Annotated in this window: 14 protein-coding genes; 7 read left to right on the plus strand and 7 right to left on the minus strand. The window is 68.7% G+C overall.

Features of this window, described 5'->3' with window-relative positions:
* Nucleotides 1-534 precede the first annotated feature (534 nt).
* Together ACIA75_RS26425 and ACIA75_RS26430 are read left to right on the plus strand one after the other, a co-directional pair.
* Nucleotides 535-1,218: a heme oxygenase (biliverdin-producing) gene (locus tag ACIA75_RS26425; protein WP_397108522.1), complete on the plus strand. Its 684-nt coding sequence runs from the start codon at nucleotides 535-537 to the stop codon at nucleotides 1,216-1,218.
* An 89-nt stretch (nucleotides 1,219-1,307) separates the two neighbouring features.
* Entirely contained in the window at nucleotides 1,308-3,008 is a 1,701-nt protein-coding gene (locus tag ACIA75_RS26430) for an FAD-binding dehydrogenase (RefSeq protein ID WP_397108524.1), read from the plus strand.
* 145 nt (nucleotides 3,009-3,153) lie between these two features.
* Here the strand turns inward: ACIA75_RS26430 and ACIA75_RS26435 are convergent, their stop codons facing one another.
* The 3 genes from ACIA75_RS26435 to ACIA75_RS26445 form a co-directional block, all read right to left on the minus strand.
* On the minus strand, nucleotides 3,154-3,975 hold the full coding sequence (locus ACIA75_RS26435; protein WP_397108526.1) for an IclR family transcriptional regulator: 822 nt from the start codon (nucleotides 3,973-3,975) through the stop codon (nucleotides 3,154-3,156).
* Between the two features lie 100 nt (nucleotides 3,976-4,075).
* Complete coding sequence (locus tag ACIA75_RS26440; RefSeq protein WP_397108528.1) at nucleotides 4,076-5,518, minus strand: serine/threonine-protein kinase; 1,443 nt, start codon at nucleotides 5,516-5,518, stop codon at nucleotides 4,076-4,078.
* Nucleotides 5,494-5,958 (minus strand): thioredoxin family protein, encoded by a 465-nt coding sequence (locus ACIA75_RS26445; protein ID WP_397108529.1) that lies wholly within the window; start codon nucleotides 5,956-5,958, stop codon nucleotides 5,494-5,496. The genes ACIA75_RS26440 and ACIA75_RS26445 overlap by 25 nt, the downstream gene beginning before the upstream one ends.
* 220 nt (nucleotides 5,959-6,178) lie before the next feature.
* Here ACIA75_RS26445 and ACIA75_RS26450 point away from each other — a divergent pair, with 220 nt between their 5' ends.
* Entirely contained in the window at nucleotides 6,179-6,847 is a 669-nt protein-coding gene (locus ACIA75_RS26450; RefSeq protein ID WP_397108531.1) for a PaaI family thioesterase, read from the plus strand.
* 217 nt (nucleotides 6,848-7,064) lie between these two features.
* Here the strand turns inward: ACIA75_RS26450 and ACIA75_RS26455 are convergent, their stop codons facing one another.
* Genes ACIA75_RS26455 through ACIA75_RS26465 form a run of 3 tightly spaced genes read right to left on the minus strand, consistent with a single transcriptional unit; the run spans nucleotide 7,065 to nucleotide 10,190 of the window.
* Complete coding sequence (locus ACIA75_RS26455; RefSeq protein ID WP_397108533.1) at nucleotides 7,065-8,237, minus strand: sulfotransferase family protein; 1,173 nt, start codon at nucleotides 8,235-8,237, stop codon at nucleotides 7,065-7,067.
* Between the two features lie 13 nt (nucleotides 8,238-8,250).
* A complete protein-coding gene (locus ACIA75_RS26460; RefSeq protein ID WP_397108535.1) occupies nucleotides 8,251-9,027 on the minus strand; it encodes an SDR family oxidoreductase in 777 nt (258 codons plus the stop codon).
* Complete coding sequence (locus tag ACIA75_RS26465) at nucleotides 9,027-10,190, minus strand: hypothetical protein (RefSeq protein WP_397108537.1); 1,164 nt, start codon at nucleotides 10,188-10,190, stop codon at nucleotides 9,027-9,029. The genes ACIA75_RS26460 and ACIA75_RS26465 overlap by 1 nt, the downstream gene beginning before the upstream one ends.
* Nucleotides 10,191-10,271: 81 nt before the next feature.
* On the opposite strand from ACIA75_RS26465, the gene ACIA75_RS26470 reads away from it, so the two are divergent.
* Genes ACIA75_RS26470 through cysC form a run of 3 tightly spaced genes read left to right on the plus strand, consistent with a single transcriptional unit; the run spans nucleotide 10,272 to nucleotide 13,986 of the window.
* On the plus strand, nucleotides 10,272-11,183 hold the full coding sequence (locus tag ACIA75_RS26470; RefSeq protein ID WP_397108539.1) for a helix-turn-helix domain-containing protein: 912 nt from the start codon (nucleotides 10,272-10,274) through the stop codon (nucleotides 11,181-11,183).
* 32 nt (nucleotides 11,184-11,215) lie between these two features.
* A complete protein-coding gene (gene cysD, locus ACIA75_RS26475; RefSeq protein WP_397108541.1) occupies nucleotides 11,216-12,148 on the plus strand; it encodes a sulfate adenylyltransferase subunit CysD in 933 nt (310 codons plus the stop codon).
* A complete protein-coding gene (gene cysC / locus ACIA75_RS26480) occupies nucleotides 12,148-13,986 on the plus strand; it encodes an adenylyl-sulfate kinase (RefSeq protein WP_397108543.1) in 1,839 nt (612 codons plus the stop codon). The genes cysD and cysC overlap by 1 nt, the downstream gene beginning before the upstream one ends.
* Nucleotides 13,987-14,081: 95 nt before the next feature.
* Here the strand turns inward: cysC and ACIA75_RS26485 are convergent, their stop codons facing one another.
* Nucleotides 14,082-14,672: a TetR/AcrR family transcriptional regulator gene (locus tag ACIA75_RS26485; RefSeq protein ID WP_397108545.1), complete on the minus strand. Its 591-nt coding sequence runs from the start codon at nucleotides 14,670-14,672 to the stop codon at nucleotides 14,082-14,084.
* A gap of 77 nt (nucleotides 14,673-14,749) precedes the next feature.
* Between ACIA75_RS26485 and ACIA75_RS26490 the strand changes: the two genes are divergently transcribed.
* Nucleotides 14,750-15,766 (plus strand): GlxA family transcriptional regulator, encoded by a 1,017-nt coding sequence (locus tag ACIA75_RS26490; protein ID WP_397108547.1) that lies wholly within the window; start codon nucleotides 14,750-14,752, stop codon nucleotides 15,764-15,766.
* The last annotated feature ends 25 nt before the right edge of the window (nucleotides 15,767-15,791 follow it).

Raw genomic sequence — 15,791 nt, forward strand, 5'->3', positions numbered from 1 at the left:
GTTGCCCCAGGTACCCACGTCCCCCGGGCGGGGCCGGGCACGCGTTCCGCACGTCGATCGCGAGGTGTGGACCCGCGACCTGGATCCGGCGCCGCTGAGTTCGGCCGTCTCGGTGCGGCCGGACGAGCTGTCCGATGCGATATCCGCGGTGGCCTCACCCGAGACGCGGGAAATGCCGGTCCTGCCCGCGGATCTGCTGGCGCTGCCCACCGCACCGCTGGGCCTGACCGAGGATCTGCTGCCGACCACCGCGATGCCGCTGGCCCCGCCCCCGGAGCCGGTGGGGGTCGGGGCACCGGCCGAGCCGGTCGGCGTCGGCGCGGGTGAATCCGGACTGTTCCCGACCGGGCCGCAGCCTGTCCCGCTGGGCTCCGACGCCGACTGACGGAGGTCACCACAGGCGGTACCGGCCCGGTATGGTCGGGTAGTCGGCCGGGGGGGGGGGGGGGGGGGGGGGGGGGGCGGCCCCCCCCCCCCCCCCGACCGAGTGATCGGGCGGTGTATCCATACCGCGTTCGCAGGAAGGTTCGTTCGATGCCGGAGACCACCGAGACCACCGATCCGGCCATCCCGTTCTCCACCCGGATCCGGGAGGCCACCGCCCGGGAGCACGAGGAGGCGGAGAATTCGACCTTCATCAGCGAGATGCTCGGCGGTTCACTGGGGATCGACTCCTACCGCCGCTACACCGGCCAGCTCTGGTTCATCTACCGAGCACTGGAGAAACACAGCGCCGCCCTGGCCGAGGATGCGGTGGCAGGCCCGTTCATCAAGCCGGAACTCGCCCGCACGGCCGAACTGGAACGCGACCTGATCCACCTGTCCGGACCGGACTGGCACACGGATCTGGCCCCGCTCCCGGCGACCGCGGACTACGCCGCACGGATCGAAGAATGTGCCCGGACCTGGCCCGGTGGCTATATAGCCCACCACTACACGCGGTACCTGGGCGACCTGTCCGGCGGCCAAGTGATCCGCGGCCACGCCGAGAAGCTGTGGGATCTGCCGCATCGCGGCGACGGTGTGCGGTTCTATGTCTTCGATCGGATCGGCAATCCGGCGGCGTTCAAGCGCGAGTACCGCGCCCTGCTCGACCGGATCGGCGTGGACGAGCTCGAACAACGCCGCATCCTCGACGAAGGTAAACGGGCATTCGTCCTGAACCGCGCCGTGTTCACCGAACTGGCTGCCGAGTTCCCGGCCCGGCGCCCCTCCTAGGCTCCCGGGACCGCCCGCGGAACCGAGCCTGTCCCCTCCGGCCGTCTGATACATTCCCGCCGGTACACACCGTGAGCGAAGGGTGAACCGTGTCCGAAACCTCTCCTGGCGACCGGATATCCGCCGACGACTACCCCGTGATCGTCGTCGGCGCGGGACTGGCCGGTCTCGTCGCCACCTACGAACTGACCAGGGCCGGGCATCGCGTTCTCGTCCTCGACCAGGAGAACCGCAACACGGTGGGCGGGCAGGCGTTCTGGTCGCTCGGCGGCCTGTTCTTCGTCGACAGCCCCGAACAGCGGCGGCTCGGTATCCACGACTCCTACGAACTGGCGCTGCAGGACTGGCTGGGCTCGGCCGGATTCGACCGCGACGACGAGGACCACTGGGCGCGGCAGTGGGCGGAGGCCTACGTCCGGTTCGCGGCCACCGAGAAACGGGACTATCTGTACGACCTCGGGCTGCGAGTCACGCCGCTGGTCGGCTGGGCCGAACGCGGCGGCGCACTGGCCGACGGGCACGGCAACTCGGTGCCGCGGTTCCATATCTCCTGGGGAACCGGGCCCGGCGTGCTGGAGATCTTCCTGAACCCGGTACTCGAAGCGGAGCGCAACGGCCTGGTGCGCTTCGCGTTCCGGCATCGGGTCGACGAATTGATCGTCGAAGACGGCGCGGTCACCGGTGTCCGCGGCAGTGTGCTCGAACCGACGGAGCTGCCACGCGGAGTGGCGTCGCCGCGCACCGTGGTGGACGATTTCGAATTCCACGCGGGCGCCGTTCTGGTGACCTCCGGCGGTATCGGCCACAATCACGACCTCATCCGCCGCAACTGGCCGGTCGATCGCCTCGGCCCGGCGCCGGCGACCATGATCTCCGGTGTGCCCGCCCATGTGGACGGCCGGATGCTCGGTATCGCCGAATCGGCCGGTGCCGCCCTGGTGAACCGCGACCGCATGTGGCATTACACCGAGGGCATCAACAATTGGGACCCGATCTGGCCCGATCACGCGATCCGCATCATTCCCGGCCCGTCCTCACTGTGGTTCGACGCGACCGGTAAACGGCTCCCGGCCCCTTGTTTCCCCGGTTTCGATACCAACACCACCATGAAAGCCATCCTGGCGACGGGCCACGACTATTCGTGGTTCGTGCTCACCCAGGCGATCATCGAGAAGGAATTCGCACTCTCGGGGTCGGAGCAGAATCCGGATATCACCAGCAAGGACCGCCTCGCCACCGTGCGCAGCAGGTTCACCAAGGGCGCACCCGGGCCCGTGGAGGCCTTCAAGGAGCACGGCGTGGATTTCGTCGTGGCCGATACGCTGCGTGAGCTGGTGGACGGGATGAACGCGATCGCCCGCGGACCGCAGCTGGACCATGCCGACCTGGAGCGTCAGATCGTCGCGCGGGACCGGGAGATCACCAACAAGTTCAGCAAGGATGCCCAGGTCACGGCGATTCACAACGCTCGCAACTTCTTCGGCGACAAAACCGCGCGCGTCGCGAAACCGCACCGGATCCTCGATCCGGCCGCCGGCCCGCTCATCGCGGTGCGGCTGAACATCCTCACCCGAAAAACGCTCGGCGGTTTGCAGACCGATCTGGATTCACAGGTGATCCGGCCCGACGGCACGCCCCTGCCCGGGTTGTACGCCGCGGGTGAGGTCGCCGGATTCGGTGGCGGCGGCGTACACGGCTACAACGCACTGGAGGGCACCTTCCTCGGCGGTTGCATCTTCTCCGGCCGGGCCGCGGGCCGGGCACTCGCCCGCTCGCTCGGCACCGCCTGACCAAGCGCTGGAGACCACACGGCCGGACCAGGCGACGACCACACCGCCCGACCAGACGCCCGGCCGGACCGCGTCACGAGACATCGGTTGGGCAGCCCTGCCCCAGGCCCGGACACTGCCCCGACCTGGCGGCGGGCCGTGCAGCTCACTCGCGGGAGAGGAGCCGACCGGCCTCGGTGGCCAGCGCCGCCAGCTGCCGGGCCTGCCGGCCGGTATCGATGGCAGGGCGGCCCACGCCGATCCGGGTCGACAGGGACAGCGCCGCCACCGCCACGCCACGCCGCCGCACCGGGACCGCGACACAGCCGATCCCGGCGACCGCCTCCTCGTTGTCCACCGCGATCCCCTGCCGGCTACGGATCCGGGCCAGTTCGCGGTGCAGTTCCAGCCGGTCCCCGATCGTGCGTGAGGTGAGCCGGGGAAGCCGTTCGCGCAGCGAGGTTTCCACCACACCCGGATCCAGGCTGGCCAGCAGCGCCTTGCCGAGGGCGGTGCTGTGCGCCGGTAGCCGGCCCCCGATCCGGGTCGGGACCGTGGCGCTCTGCCGGCCGCCGGTCTTGTCCAGGTAGACCACGTCCCGGCCGTCGAGGACACCGAGATGCCCGACCGAGGCGGTCCGCTGGCACAACTCGTGCAACAGCGGGCCGATCACTGCGCGCAGTTCGTTGTGCCCGGCGGCCAGCCCGCCCAGTTCCAGTGCCCGCAGACCCAGGCGGTAGCCGCCGGGTGAATGGGCGAGCCAGCGCAGCCGGATCATCTGGTCCAGGATGCGGTGCACCGTGGAACGCGGCAGACCGGTGCGTTCCACCAGGTCGTGCAATGTGAGAACCGGTGTGCTGGGCGCGAACGCGTCCAGGATCAGTGTCATCCGCTCGATCATCGATACCGGCGGAGCGGAGCGGACCGGCTGTTGCCTGCCCTGCCACGACCCGCCCGGTTCCGGGTCGGCCAGCACCTCGACCGTCAAGACTTACCTCCATCGTGCAGCCCGGCCAGCTTATGCGTAGCGAACGGGACGCTATCGACGATGCCCCGTTCCAGCGGTGTGCAAACCATCACAGCCGCGTTCAGCCCGGCATGAAGGGTGCATTGAAAACGCTGCACAGCCAGCGGCCGTCGACGAATTCCATCACCGTGGACACCGACAGTTCCTTGGCCGTCTCGGCCGCGCCGGGTTCGGCGTTGAGGGTGTTGAGCTGCACCTGGACCTCGGCGCGGGTCTCGTCCGCGCTCATCGTCGCCACACAGGTGGCTGTATCGACCCGGGACCGTTCGGGGTCGGCGGAGATGAGTACCCGGGCCATCGGCAGTACCGTCTCGGCCTGGTTCTTCCACTGTCCGGTGGCACCGGCTTGCACCTTCTGCTCCCAGCCTGCCGGATCCGCGTAGTCGTAGGTGCCCACCAGGGAGCTGTATTCGCAGGCGGCCTGTTCGGCGGCGGCTTTCGCGTCCGCCGGCGGGGGTCCCGGGCTGCCGGGGCCGGCCTCGGCGGGCCGCAGGATTCCGGTGAACCAGGCGACCGTCCCGAATACCGCGAGGGCGACCGCCGCCACCGCCGGGACGAGGACGAATCGGCGCCGGTTCCGGGATGGAGCCGGCGCGAGTTGCGCGACCGACGGCACCGGCAGAACCGCCGGCACGGTGACCGCGGTGTCGGTGAGCGCCCGGCGGGCCGCCTGCGCCAGTTCACCGCAACCGGCGAATCGCTCGTCCGGGTTCTTCGCCATGGCCTTGGCGATCACTCCGTCGAAGCCGCGCGGCAACCGCGGATCGGCCGCCGAGGGCAGCGGGACGGCGGCGTTGAGGTGAGCGTTGATCAGCGCACCTGTGGACGCCGCCGGATACGGCAGCTGCCCGGTGAGCATGTAGTACAGCGTGCAGCCCAGCGAGTACACATCGGCACGGCGGTCGATATCGGTGCGCATCCCGAAGTACTCGGGCGCGGCGTAGTGGAAACTCGCGTACAGCTCACCGGTACGGGTGAGGCCGTCGGAACGGTCGAGTGCCTTGGCGATTCCGAAATCGGACAGGAACACCTGCTGTTGGTCGCCCCAGGCCAGCAGGATGTTGGCGGGTTTCACGTCGCGGTGCAGGATACCGGCGGTGTGGGCGTAGTCGAGGGCGCGCGCGGTTTCCTCGGTGATCCGCACCGCGTGGTCCGGCCGGATGGGCCCGCGGGCCAGCACCGCCGCGACATCGGTGCCCTCGACGTACTGCATCGCCATCCACAGGCGGTTCTCTTCTTCGCCGCGGGCATGGACGGCAACGATATTCGGATGGGAGAGCCGCGCAACGGTGTCGGTCTCCCGCAGGAAGCGGGCGCGCAGGTCGCGGTCGTCGCCGACCACCGGATTGAGCAGTTTCAGCGCGACCGGGCGCGGCAGATCGCGGTCGCGGGCCAGATACACCTCCCCCATTCCGCCGGCGCCGAGGAGACGCTCGATGCGGTAGCCGGCGAAGATCCGGCCCGGTTCGAGCCCGCTGTTCACGCCGACCGCAGTCCCGGCCACCCGTAGGACTGGGGACCCGGTGCGGGCCCGGCGCGGCCGGCGGGCGGACTCTCCACCGTGGGACCCTTCTGCCCGCGCACCGTCTCCTGTTGCCCGTGCTCGCGCCGGAAAGCGTCCATATCCATCCACCGGATCTGCTGGACGAGTTCTTCGAGCTGATCGCCGGGCAGGAAACCCGCCTGCGAATACACCAGCATGCCCTCCCGGAACGCCATGATCCACGGGTAGCGGTCGACCTGCCCGGCCGCGGCGAGCGCGGGTTCGGCTTCGGCCTCGACCGTCGCGTGCACGATATCGCGATGAGTCTCCGAGGAGGCCTCGTAGACCGGCGCGAACCGGGTGCACCACCCACACCAGGTCGCCCAGAAATCCACCAGCACAATGTGATTGGTGGCCACCACCGTCTGGAAGTTCTGCTGGGTCAGTGGCATCGTCGGCATGTGTCGTCCTCCCGGCGGCCCGAGCCGACCGCCCCGCGTGCAGATAACCCGTCCCGAAATCTCGCACGGGCGGGCCCGGCCGCCCGGTGAAACAGTAGGGCCCGGGCAGCCGATATCCGGCAGCCTACGCGGTCCGAGCAGGGCGGGGCCGCTCGGTCGGCGGGCGCGCGGGAGCGCCCCGGTCGCCGCCGGACCCCGGTGCGAACGATAACGTGTTCTCATGAGCGAAAACGAGGCCGGGAACGCACTCCCCAACGCCGAGCACCACGAGGGCGGATTCCGGCCGATGTCGGAGCTGATGGATCATGTCCACGCGGTGGACACCAGTCGCGGCGGCCCCCACTACGGCGATTTCGTCGAGCAGGTACGGACGCTCATGGATCGGGCCCGGCTGGCGGTACCGCCCGATGATCTGGTGCAGGAAGCGGCCGGAATCCTGGAGAAGCTCAACGACCGGCTCGCCGCGCATGTCCACAACGAATGGGACGCCCCGGGCTGGACCCGATTCGATCTGCCGTCGCGGGGCAATGTGACCCTGCCGCCCTACCGGGTGGATCGCGCCGAACCCGACGGGGTGGAGGCACGGATCACCTACCGCACCTTCCACCTGGGCGGTAACGCGGCGGCGCACGGCGGGTACATCTCGCTGGGGTTCGACGATCTGATGGGTCTGGCGGGTTCGGTGTATTCCGGCGCGGTCACCCGGACGGCCTCGCTCACCGTCGACTACCGGGCAATCACGCCGTTGAACAAGGAGCTGAAACTCCGCGCCTGGGGCGAACGCCAGGAGGGCCGCAAGGTCTGGATCAAGGCCACCCTGCACGACGGCGACCGGCTCTGCGCCGAAGCCCACGGCCTGTTCATCGTGCTGAAACCCGGCCAGCCCTGACACTCACCGGCCGTGCGGGCCGTGGCCGGACATCCGGCCCGGACCAAGTCGGCGGGACCGCTGCCAGGTCGGCGGAGGACGGCGCGAGCGCACACGCCGGGTGAAATGTGGTGCGGCCACAGCACCGCGCCTGCCGGAACGAGCCACAGACGGCGGGCGAGGGTGATCGCACCGGTGCGGCGGGGATCCGGAGGTCGCCGCCGCACCGGGCGCGTGGTTACCTGCGGCTGCCGCCGGGGTAGTGCTCGGCGAGGTACGGGGCGAACGCCTCGTCGACCTGTTCGGCGGTGAGACCGAAATCCTCCAGCGAATACTTGTGCGCGGGACGCGCCGCGCCCGAGGTGGATTCGCCGTGCAGGTCGGCCATCCGCATGCGGGCGGTATCGGTGAAGTCGATTCCGAAGTGGTCGTAGATCCGCTCGACGGTGGTCAGCGGGTCGGTGACGAAATCCTCGTAGTAGACATCGCAGAATTGTGCGGCGGGATGTTTCGCCCGGTCCGCGAGGAAGGTCCGCGCCCCGCGTGACCACAGCTCGAGCTGGGCCTCCCCCACGACCGGCCCGCGGAATTTATCCGACCAGCCCGCCGTGGCCTGCTCGTTCAGGCTGCACACCGAGGGAACGATGGTGCGCGGCTGCCGGTGCATCTGGATCACCAGCGCGTCCGGGTAGACCGCGAGCAGGGCGTCGAGCGCGAACAGGTGGCTCGGGTTCTTCAGCACCCACCGGCGGCCCGGATCGTTGAGTCCGATCAGCTGCAGGTTCCGGCGATGGCGCGCGTAGGCGGAGGTCCAGTCCTGGTCGCGCAACCATTCGGAGTACCGCGGCAGGTAGCCGAGGCATTCGTAGGAGATCGACATCGCCGACTGCCGCAGCAGCTGCCAGCACTCCTCCACCTGATCGGCGGAAATATGGTGCACACCCATGAATTCCGGGTGTTCGACGTGGTGTTTCTCGTAGCCGGCCTGCAACTGCTGGAATACCGGATTCTCTTCCCACGTCTCGCGCGGTGGGCGCGGCTGCGGCATCTCGGTCAGCCACATCTCCAGACCCTGATGGCCCGGATCCGCGGTGAGCAGGCGGTGCACGGCGGTGGTGCCCGACCGCGGCAGCCCGGTCACGAAGATCGGGCGATCGATCGTGACGCCGGCATGCTGCGGATACTGTTTCCACCCGGCTTCGCTCAGCGCCCGGGCGATCAGCGCACCGCGCAGGAACGCGCGATTGACCTTGTTCCCGAACGGGGTGAGCTCGGCGTCCTGGGCGTAGGAGTCGAGCAGTACCGACAGCCCGGCGCGGTAGTCGTCGGCGCCGAAATCGTCCAGGCCGATCACCTTGGTGGCGGAGGCATGCAGATCGTCGATCGTTCCGACGTCGTCCCTGCCGATCATTTCTGGTTTCTCCTCAGTGGTGGAATTCGCCGCAGTTCACATCGAGACAGGTCCCGGTGACGGCCCGGGACATCTCGGAGGCGAAGAAGACGACGGCGTCGGCGATCTCGTCGGGTTCGGGCAGGCGCCGCAGGTCGATATCGGCCGCGGTCTCGGTGTAGACCTCCTGGGCCGTGATCCCGCGCTCCTTGGCCAGGTAGTCGAAATACCATTTCAGGGTGTCGGCCCAGATCCAGCCCGGTGCCACCGAGTTCACCCGGATTCCGCGCGGCCCCAGTTCGGTGGCCAGACTCTCCGCCAACGCGAGCAACGTGGTCTTCGCCATCTTGTAGGGGCCGTAGGGCTGCCGGGAGTGCCGCAGCACGGCCGAGTTGATCATCACCACCGACCCGTTGCGCTCGGCGAGCGCGGGCGCGAACAGCCGGGTCAGGCGCAGCGCGGCGAAAACATTGGTTTCGAAGCTCGTGCGCAGATCGTCGATCGCGACCTCGGCCAGATCGACCATGGGCGGCATGGCGAACGCGTTGTTCACCAGCGCGTCCACCCGGCCGAACTCCTCCTGCGTGGCCCGCACGAGTTCCTGCGCCGCCGCGTCGTCGGTGATATCGGTCGGCACCACGAGGGCCCGGCGTCCCAGTTCCTCGATTTCGGTTGCTACCTTGCGCAACCGCTTCTCGGTGCGTGAGGCCAGCACCACATCCGCGCCGGCTTTCGCGCTCTGCACCGCGATCGCCTGGCCCAATCCGGGGCCGATTCCCGAGACGACGACAACTTTGTCCTGCAACAGCATCAGCCGAGCATCCTTTCCGCCACCGCGGCCTGGCGGGCGGCGATCCGCGCCTTCCAGTCCTGCGGGGTGATCCGCGACTCCTGGTAGTAGGGCAGGCGGTCGGGTAGTTCGTCGAACGACACCAGTTCCACCGTCGGGCCGTCCTCGGGTTTCATCTCGCGTGACAGCCGCTGCCAACGGAACTGGAGATAAGCCCGATCGTGACCGGTGCGCTCGATCCAGTTGACCAGGCCCGGATCACGTTCGCTGATCACCAGGCGGATCATGCCGTCCGGGTCCACGTTCGCCTGGTCGGCGTTGAGGCTGGTCTGGTGGTTGATGTAGTCCAGCGACAGGTACCACATACTGCCGAGCTGGAAGCCCTGATAGGGCGCGTCCGATTTCGGCACGGTCAGGATCATGACCTGATCGCCGGTGAGTTCGTAGTGGCCGACCGAGGAGAACTGGGTGGACAGGCCACCGGGAGTACGCCGCGGTTCGGTCATGGTGTTGACCGGCAGGTTCAGATAGAACCATTCGGGGAACGCCAGGAAGGTCTTCAACCGGGAGACCAGCATCTTGCCCGCGACCTCGTACCGTTTCGCCATCAGGTCGTTGCTGATCGCGGGCGGCGCGTCACCGGCGGTATCGACCCGGCTGATCCGGACGGTGCCGGCCTTCTCGTTCGCCCAGTCGCCGAAGACCTCGCGTACCGCCAGCATGGTCGCGTCGGGGGCGAGCTGGATATGGTTGCGCCCGCCAGGCCCGGGCCCCAGGGTCAGCTCGTACGTCCCGTCGGCGGCGATATCGATGGAGCGGTCGTCGAAGGCGGTTTCGCCGCCGGGCACCTCGCTGGGCGAATAGTTGCCGTTGAGGACCTGGAAGCTCAGGTCACGGGTGCTGCCCCGGGTGCCGTGGACCACGTATTCCGCATCGGGGCGCAGGTTGGCGTGCCAGTAGAGCGTGTCCGGATTGTCCAGGCCCATCTTCGTGTAGGGCCCGGTGGACGCCACGAAGAACGGGAAGTCCCGCTCGAAGGCCCACGACATCTGGATGGCGGCGCGGATACTGCCCGCCAGGTAGTCGTAGCCCTCGGCCAGATCCTGTTCGGTGCGGATATGGGGGGCGCCCTTGATGATTTCCTCGGCGGCGGCGATCGAGTCCGCGAACGGCTGGGTCAGCACGATACTCCCGGTGTTCCATATATGTACCGCCCTGGTACATTCTGATATCGAGAAGATTAGAACTTGTTCTAGGAGTGGTCAATGGCAGCAGGACCGGCGGAGGTGCGCGACGTGGCCCGGCGCTCGGCGCCCACACTGCGGGTAATCCAGGTGATCGACTACCTCACCGCCCGCGGCGGACGTCGCGCCGGGCTCTCGGAAATAGCCCGTGACCTGGGCCTGGCCAAACCCACCTGCCTGGGCATCGTCACCGAACTCACCGCCGCCGGCTACCTCATCCGCGATCCGCGCACCCGCGAGTACGGTCCCGGCCCGGCGCTCATCGCGGCCGGCCGGGCCGCCCAGGACAGTTTCGCGATCGCCGGTCTGGCCCACCCCGAACTGGAACGGCTCAGCTCGGTATACGCCACCACGTGCACCGCATCCGCGGTGGTAGGCGAACGGATCAGCGTCCTCGACAGTGCCGGACCGGCCATTGTGCGGGTCGGGGCGACCTATCGTTTCGCGCCACCGGTCGGCCTGATGTACGTCCTCTGGGATACCGATGCCGCCTTCGACGCCTGGCTGACCAGCCCGCCGACCGTTCCACTGCAGCAGGACGAGACCCGGCTGCGCCGGATCGTGGCCGAATGCCGGGAGCGCGGCTACCTGGTGGAGAGCATGACCGGGGCGGGCCGCCGGCTGTACTCGATGCTGGCGGGGGTGGGCGGCCACGAATTACCCGATGACCTGCGCACCGCCGTGGCGGAGTTGGTCACCACGCTGGGTGAGCGGGTGTATCTGGGTGTGGACCTGCGGCCCCGCAAGGAGCATCCGGTGAGCCTGCTCGCGGCGCCCACCTACGACCCGGACGGCCGTCAGCAACTGGTGCTCACGATGTACGTCGGCAAACCGATCACCGGCGCCGAGATCGCCCGGCGCGGCACCGCACTGGCCGCGGCGGCCGATGCGGTCACCGCGGCAGCCGGCGGACTCCTGCCGCCGCACCGTTGACCTTTCATAGAAACGTGTTCTAGTTTTTAAGCGTGAGCCAGCATACGAAGTCGGCCGCGAGCACCTACGAGCTCTCGCATCAGGCCGCACTCGAGGCCGAATCCGTCCATATCCTCCGGGAGGTGGCCGCCACCTTCGAACGTCCCGTTCTGCTCTTCTCCGGGGGCAAGGACTCGGTGGTGATGCTGCATCTCGCCGTCAAGGCGTTCTGGCCGGCCCCGCCCCCGTTCCCGGTCCTGCACATCGATACCGGCCACAACTTCGACGAAGTCATCGCCTACCGCGACGAGACGGTGGCCCGGCACGGGGTGCGCCTGCTGGTCGGCCGGGTGCAGGACGATATCGATGCCGGGCGGGTCACCGAGGACACCGGGCCCCGCGCGAGCCGCAACCGGCTGCAGACCGCGACCCTGCTGCGCACCCTGCGCGAAGGCCGTTTCGACGCGGTCTTCGGCGGCGCGCGCCGCGACGAGGAGAAGGCCCGCGCCAAGGAACGCGTCTTCAGCTTCCGCGACGAGCACGGGCAATGGGATCCGCGCCGGCAGCGCCCCGAACTGTGGAACCTCTACAACGGCAAACACCGGCCGGGGGAACATATCCGGGTCTTCCCGCTGTCCAACTGGACCGAACTCGATATCTGGACCTATATCGCGAGCGAGGGCATCGAACTGCCGTCGCTGTACTACGCGCACCGGCGCCCGGTGGTCCAGCGCGACGGAATGCTGCTGGCGCACACCAGGTTTCTGACTCTGCTCGACGGTGAGGAACCCCACGACGCGCTGGTCCGCTTCCGCACCGTGGGCGATGCCACCTGCACCGGCTGTGTGGAATCCACCGCCGCCACACCCGCCGATGTCGTCACCGAGGTGGCGGCCGCGCGGGTCACCGAGCGCGGCGCGACCCGCGCCGACGACCGGATCTCCGAGGCCGGGATGGAAGACCGCAAACGAGAGGGTTACTTCTGATGAGCAGCCTGCTGCGCCTGGCCACCGCGGGCAGCGTCGACGACGGTAAATCCACGCTGATCGGACGCCTGCTCTTCGATTCCAAAACCCTGTTCACCGATCAACTCGACGCGGTGGAACGCACCAGCCGCGACCGCGGCGAGGACTACCCGAACCTCGCGCTGCTCACCGACGGGCTGCGCGCGGAACGCGAACAGGGCATCACCATCGATGTCGCGCATCGCTATTTCGCCACGCCCCGGCGCAAATTCATCATCGCCGACACCCCCGGGCACGTGCAGTACACCCGCAATATGGTCACCGGCGCGTCCACCGCCGATCTGGCGCTGATCCTGGTCGACGCCCGGCACGGCGTGGTCGAGCAGACCCGGCGGCACGCGTTTCTGGCCTCGCTGCTGGGGGTCCCGCACCTGGTGCTGTGCGTGAACAAGATGGATCTGGTGGGCTATTCGGCGCAACGGTTCGCCGAGATCCGCGACGAATTCGCGGGTTTCGCCTCGCGGCTGCAGATCGCGGACCTGACCTTCATCCCGATGTCGGCGCTGCACGGCGACAATATCGTGCACCGCAGCGCCACCATGGACTGGTACGAGGGCACACCGCTGCTGCACCACCTCGAGGAGGTGCATATCGCCTCCGACCGCAACCTCATCGATGCCCGGCTGCCGGTGCAGTACGTAATCCGCAGCCACACGCCGGATTTCCGCGGTTATGCCGGATCCGTCGCCAGCGGTGTCTGGTCCCCGGGCGACGAGATCACGGTGCTGCCCTCGGGTCTCACCACCACGGTCACCGGGATCTGGGGGCCGGGCGGTGTCCCGCTCGAGCAGGCCTTCCCGCCGCAGGCGGTCACCGTGGCGCTGGCCGATCAGCTCGATATCGGCCGCGGCGATATGCTCTGCCGGCCGGCGAACCGCCCGCAGAACAGCCGCGATCTGGACACCATGGTCTGCTGGTTCAGCGACGAGGCGCGGATGCGACCCGGCGCCTCCTACACCGTCCGCCACACCACCCGCAGTGTCGCGGCGCAGATCCGCACGCTGGACTATCGCCTCGATGTCAATACCCTGCACCGCGACGAGACCGCAACTTCGCTGTCGCTCAACGAGATCGGCCGGGTACAGCTCCGCACCCGGCAGGCACTGCAGTTCGACCCCTACCGCCGCAACCGCACCACCGGCAGCTTCCTCCTGGTCGACGACACCACCGGCGATACGGTGGGCGCCGGGATGATCACCGGCCCCAGTCTCCCCTCGTCCCGGGTGGTCTGGCATTCCAGCGCCGTGGGTCGTTCGGAGCGCGCCACCCGTGGCCGCACCGTGTGGCTCACCGGACTGTCCGGTTCCGGGAAATCGTCGGTGGCGGTAGAACTCGAGCGGCGCTTGGTGGCCGCGGGCCGGCCGGCCTTCCTGCTCGACGGTGACAACCTGCGGCACGGCCTCAACGCCGACCTGGGATTCAGCGCGGCGGACCGGACGGAGAACATCCGGCGGGTGGGTGAGGTGGCCCGGCTCTTCGCCGAATCCGGCACCATCGCCATCGTCTCGCTCATCAGCCCCTACCGGGCCGATCGCGAACGCGCGCGCGCCGTCCACGACACGGCCGGGATCCCTTTCCTGGAGGTCTTCGTGGACACCCCGCTGGAGGTGTGCGAAGCCCGCGATCCCAAGGGCCTGTACGCCAAGGCCCGGGCGGGCGAGGTCCGCGGCTTCACCGGTATCGACGATCCGTACGAGGCCCCGACCGCACCGGCGCTGGTACTGCGTCCGGAAGACGGTGATCCGGCCACGATGGCCGCCGCGATCCTGGCACTGCTGGCGCGGGACGACAGCGCCTGATTTCGGCACCCCCTGCCGGCACCGCGCGGTACGTCGACGAACTCGACCACCGCGCGGTCGTGCGTGGTGGACAGGGAAGCGACGGCCCCGCCGGGTTACTCGGCCGGTGCGACCATCGGCATTGTCGCGCCCGAAACCTCAGCGATTTCGCGTAGTCGCTGAGTGGAGGTGCCGAGGCGGCTCAACTGGATGAGACCCTGGGCCATCACCACGACGCCGGCACTCTGCGCCGAGAGGGCAGCCGGATCGATATCGCCGCGAGGCGCGAGCCCGTCGGCGACTCCTTGCTCCATCGCCGCGGTGGTGCGGCTACCGATGGTGACGACCTCCGGTATCCGCAAGGCCAGCTGGGCGACGCTGTTGAGCATCAGACAGCCGCGACGATTCGGCTGTGCGGCACAGTCGTCGATGATCGCGCGCAGCAGGGCGCGGACCGCGTCACGGGCGGATCCGGGAGCAGCGACCACGGTATCGCGGACGAAACGGGCGCGCTGATCGCAATACCGCTCCAAGGCCGCGAGGAACAGACCTCGCTTACTGCCGTAGGCGGCGTAGATACTGCCGTTGCCGACGCCGGTCGCCGCCGAGACATCCCCGACCGAGGTGTCGTCGAAACCGTGTGACCAGAACAGGTCCGTGGCGGCGTCGAGAAGGCGTGCCTCGTCGAACTGCCGGGGCCGCGCCATTCGTTCATCGTACCAATCATCCTGCGATATCGCCCACACCGCTTGTTCTGGAGTCGAGGCTCCAGAATACTTTCCGCATGGTCTCCGATGGTGCCGAATCGCCCCGCCGACGTATCGGCATCCTCCTCTTCGACGGTGTGAAAACGCTCGATTTCGTCGGCCCGGCCGAGGTGTTCATCGAGGCCAACCAGGCCGCGCCCGGATACGACGTGGTCCTGATCTCGCCGGACGGCACCAGTGTGCAGACCTCGATCGGCGCCCGGATCGAGGTGAGCGCCGCGGCCACCGACGCGGGCCGATTCGATACCGTCATCATTCCCGGCAGCGAACTACCGCCGTCGACATTCGTCACCCCCGAATTACTCGCGGCCGCCCGGCACCTGTCCTGGAACACCCGGCGGCTCGCCTCGATCTGCAGCGGAGCCTTCGTTCCCGCCGAACTCGGTTTCCTGGACGGCCGGCGCGCAACCACCCATTGGAAGTTCGCCGCCGACCTCGCCCGCCGGTACCCCGCGGTCGTGGTGGAACCGGACGCGATCTTCGTCCGGGACGGCAATCTGTACAGCTCGGCCGGAGTCGCGGCGGGGATCGATCTCGCCTTGGCGCTCGTCGAGGAGGACCACGGCGCCGATATCGCCCGGCGGGTCGCCCAGTTACTGGTGGTCTATATGCAACGCGCGGGCGGCCAATCCCAGTTCTCGGCCTCGCTGAGCGGACCGGCGCCGCGCAGCCCACTCGTCCGTAAGGCCGTGGACCTGATCTGCGCGGATCCCGCGTTTCCCCATACGGTCCAGACCCTGGCCGACCACGCCCGGGTCAGCGTCCGGCACCTCACCCGGCTCTTCCGCTCCGAACTCGAACACTCTCCCGCCGAATACGTCGCCTTCATCCGATTCGGGGTCGCCCGCGATATGTTGCACGCCGGCCACAGCGTCACCGAGGCTGCCGCGGCCGCGGGGTACGGCAGCAGCGAGGCCCTGCGGCGGGCGTTCGTCGCCCGGATCGGTGTCTCGCCGCGCAAGTACCAGCAGCGGTTCCGTTCCACCCACTCGATAACGACCCCGGACGCCGAGCTCACCGCCGCGGCGTCCTGATCAGGGGGATTCACGGCCGGTAGCG

Origin of the sequence: Nocardia sp. NPDC051750, assembly GCF_044453135.1 — a bacterium.
Classification (GTDB): domain Bacteria; phylum Actinomycetota; class Actinomycetes; order Mycobacteriales; family Mycobacteriaceae; genus Nocardia.

Coding starts and splice junctions, on each gene's coding strand:
- ACIA75_RS26425 (WP_397108522.1), top strand. CDS start 535: ATGCCGGAGACCACCGAGACCACCGATCCGGCCATCCCGTTCTCCACC.
- ACIA75_RS26470 (WP_397108539.1), top strand. CDS start 10,272: ATGGCAGCAGGACCGGCGGAGGTGCGCGACGTGGCCCGGCGCTCGGCG.
- ACIA75_RS26455 (WP_397108533.1), bottom strand. CDS start 8,237: ATGATCGGCAGGGACGACGTCGGAACGATCGACGATCTGCATGCCTCC.
- ACIA75_RS26490 (WP_397108547.1), top strand. CDS start 14,750: ATGGTCTCCGATGGTGCCGAATCGCCCCGCCGACGTATCGGCATCCTC.
- ACIA75_RS26485 (WP_397108545.1), bottom strand. CDS start 14,672: ATGGCGCGGCCCCGGCAGTTCGACGAGGCACGCCTTCTCGACGCCGCC.
- cysC (WP_397108543.1), top strand. CDS start 12,148: ATGAGCAGCCTGCTGCGCCTGGCCACCGCGGGCAGCGTCGACGACGGT.
- ACIA75_RS26460 (WP_397108535.1), bottom strand. CDS start 9,027: ATGCTGTTGCAGGACAAAGTTGTCGTCGTCTCGGGAATCGGCCCCGGA.
- ACIA75_RS26445 (WP_397108529.1), bottom strand. CDS start 5,958: ATGCCGACGATGCCACTGACCCAGCAGAACTTCCAGACGGTGGTGGCC.
- ACIA75_RS26450 (WP_397108531.1), top strand. CDS start 6,179: ATGAGCGAAAACGAGGCCGGGAACGCACTCCCCAACGCCGAGCACCAC.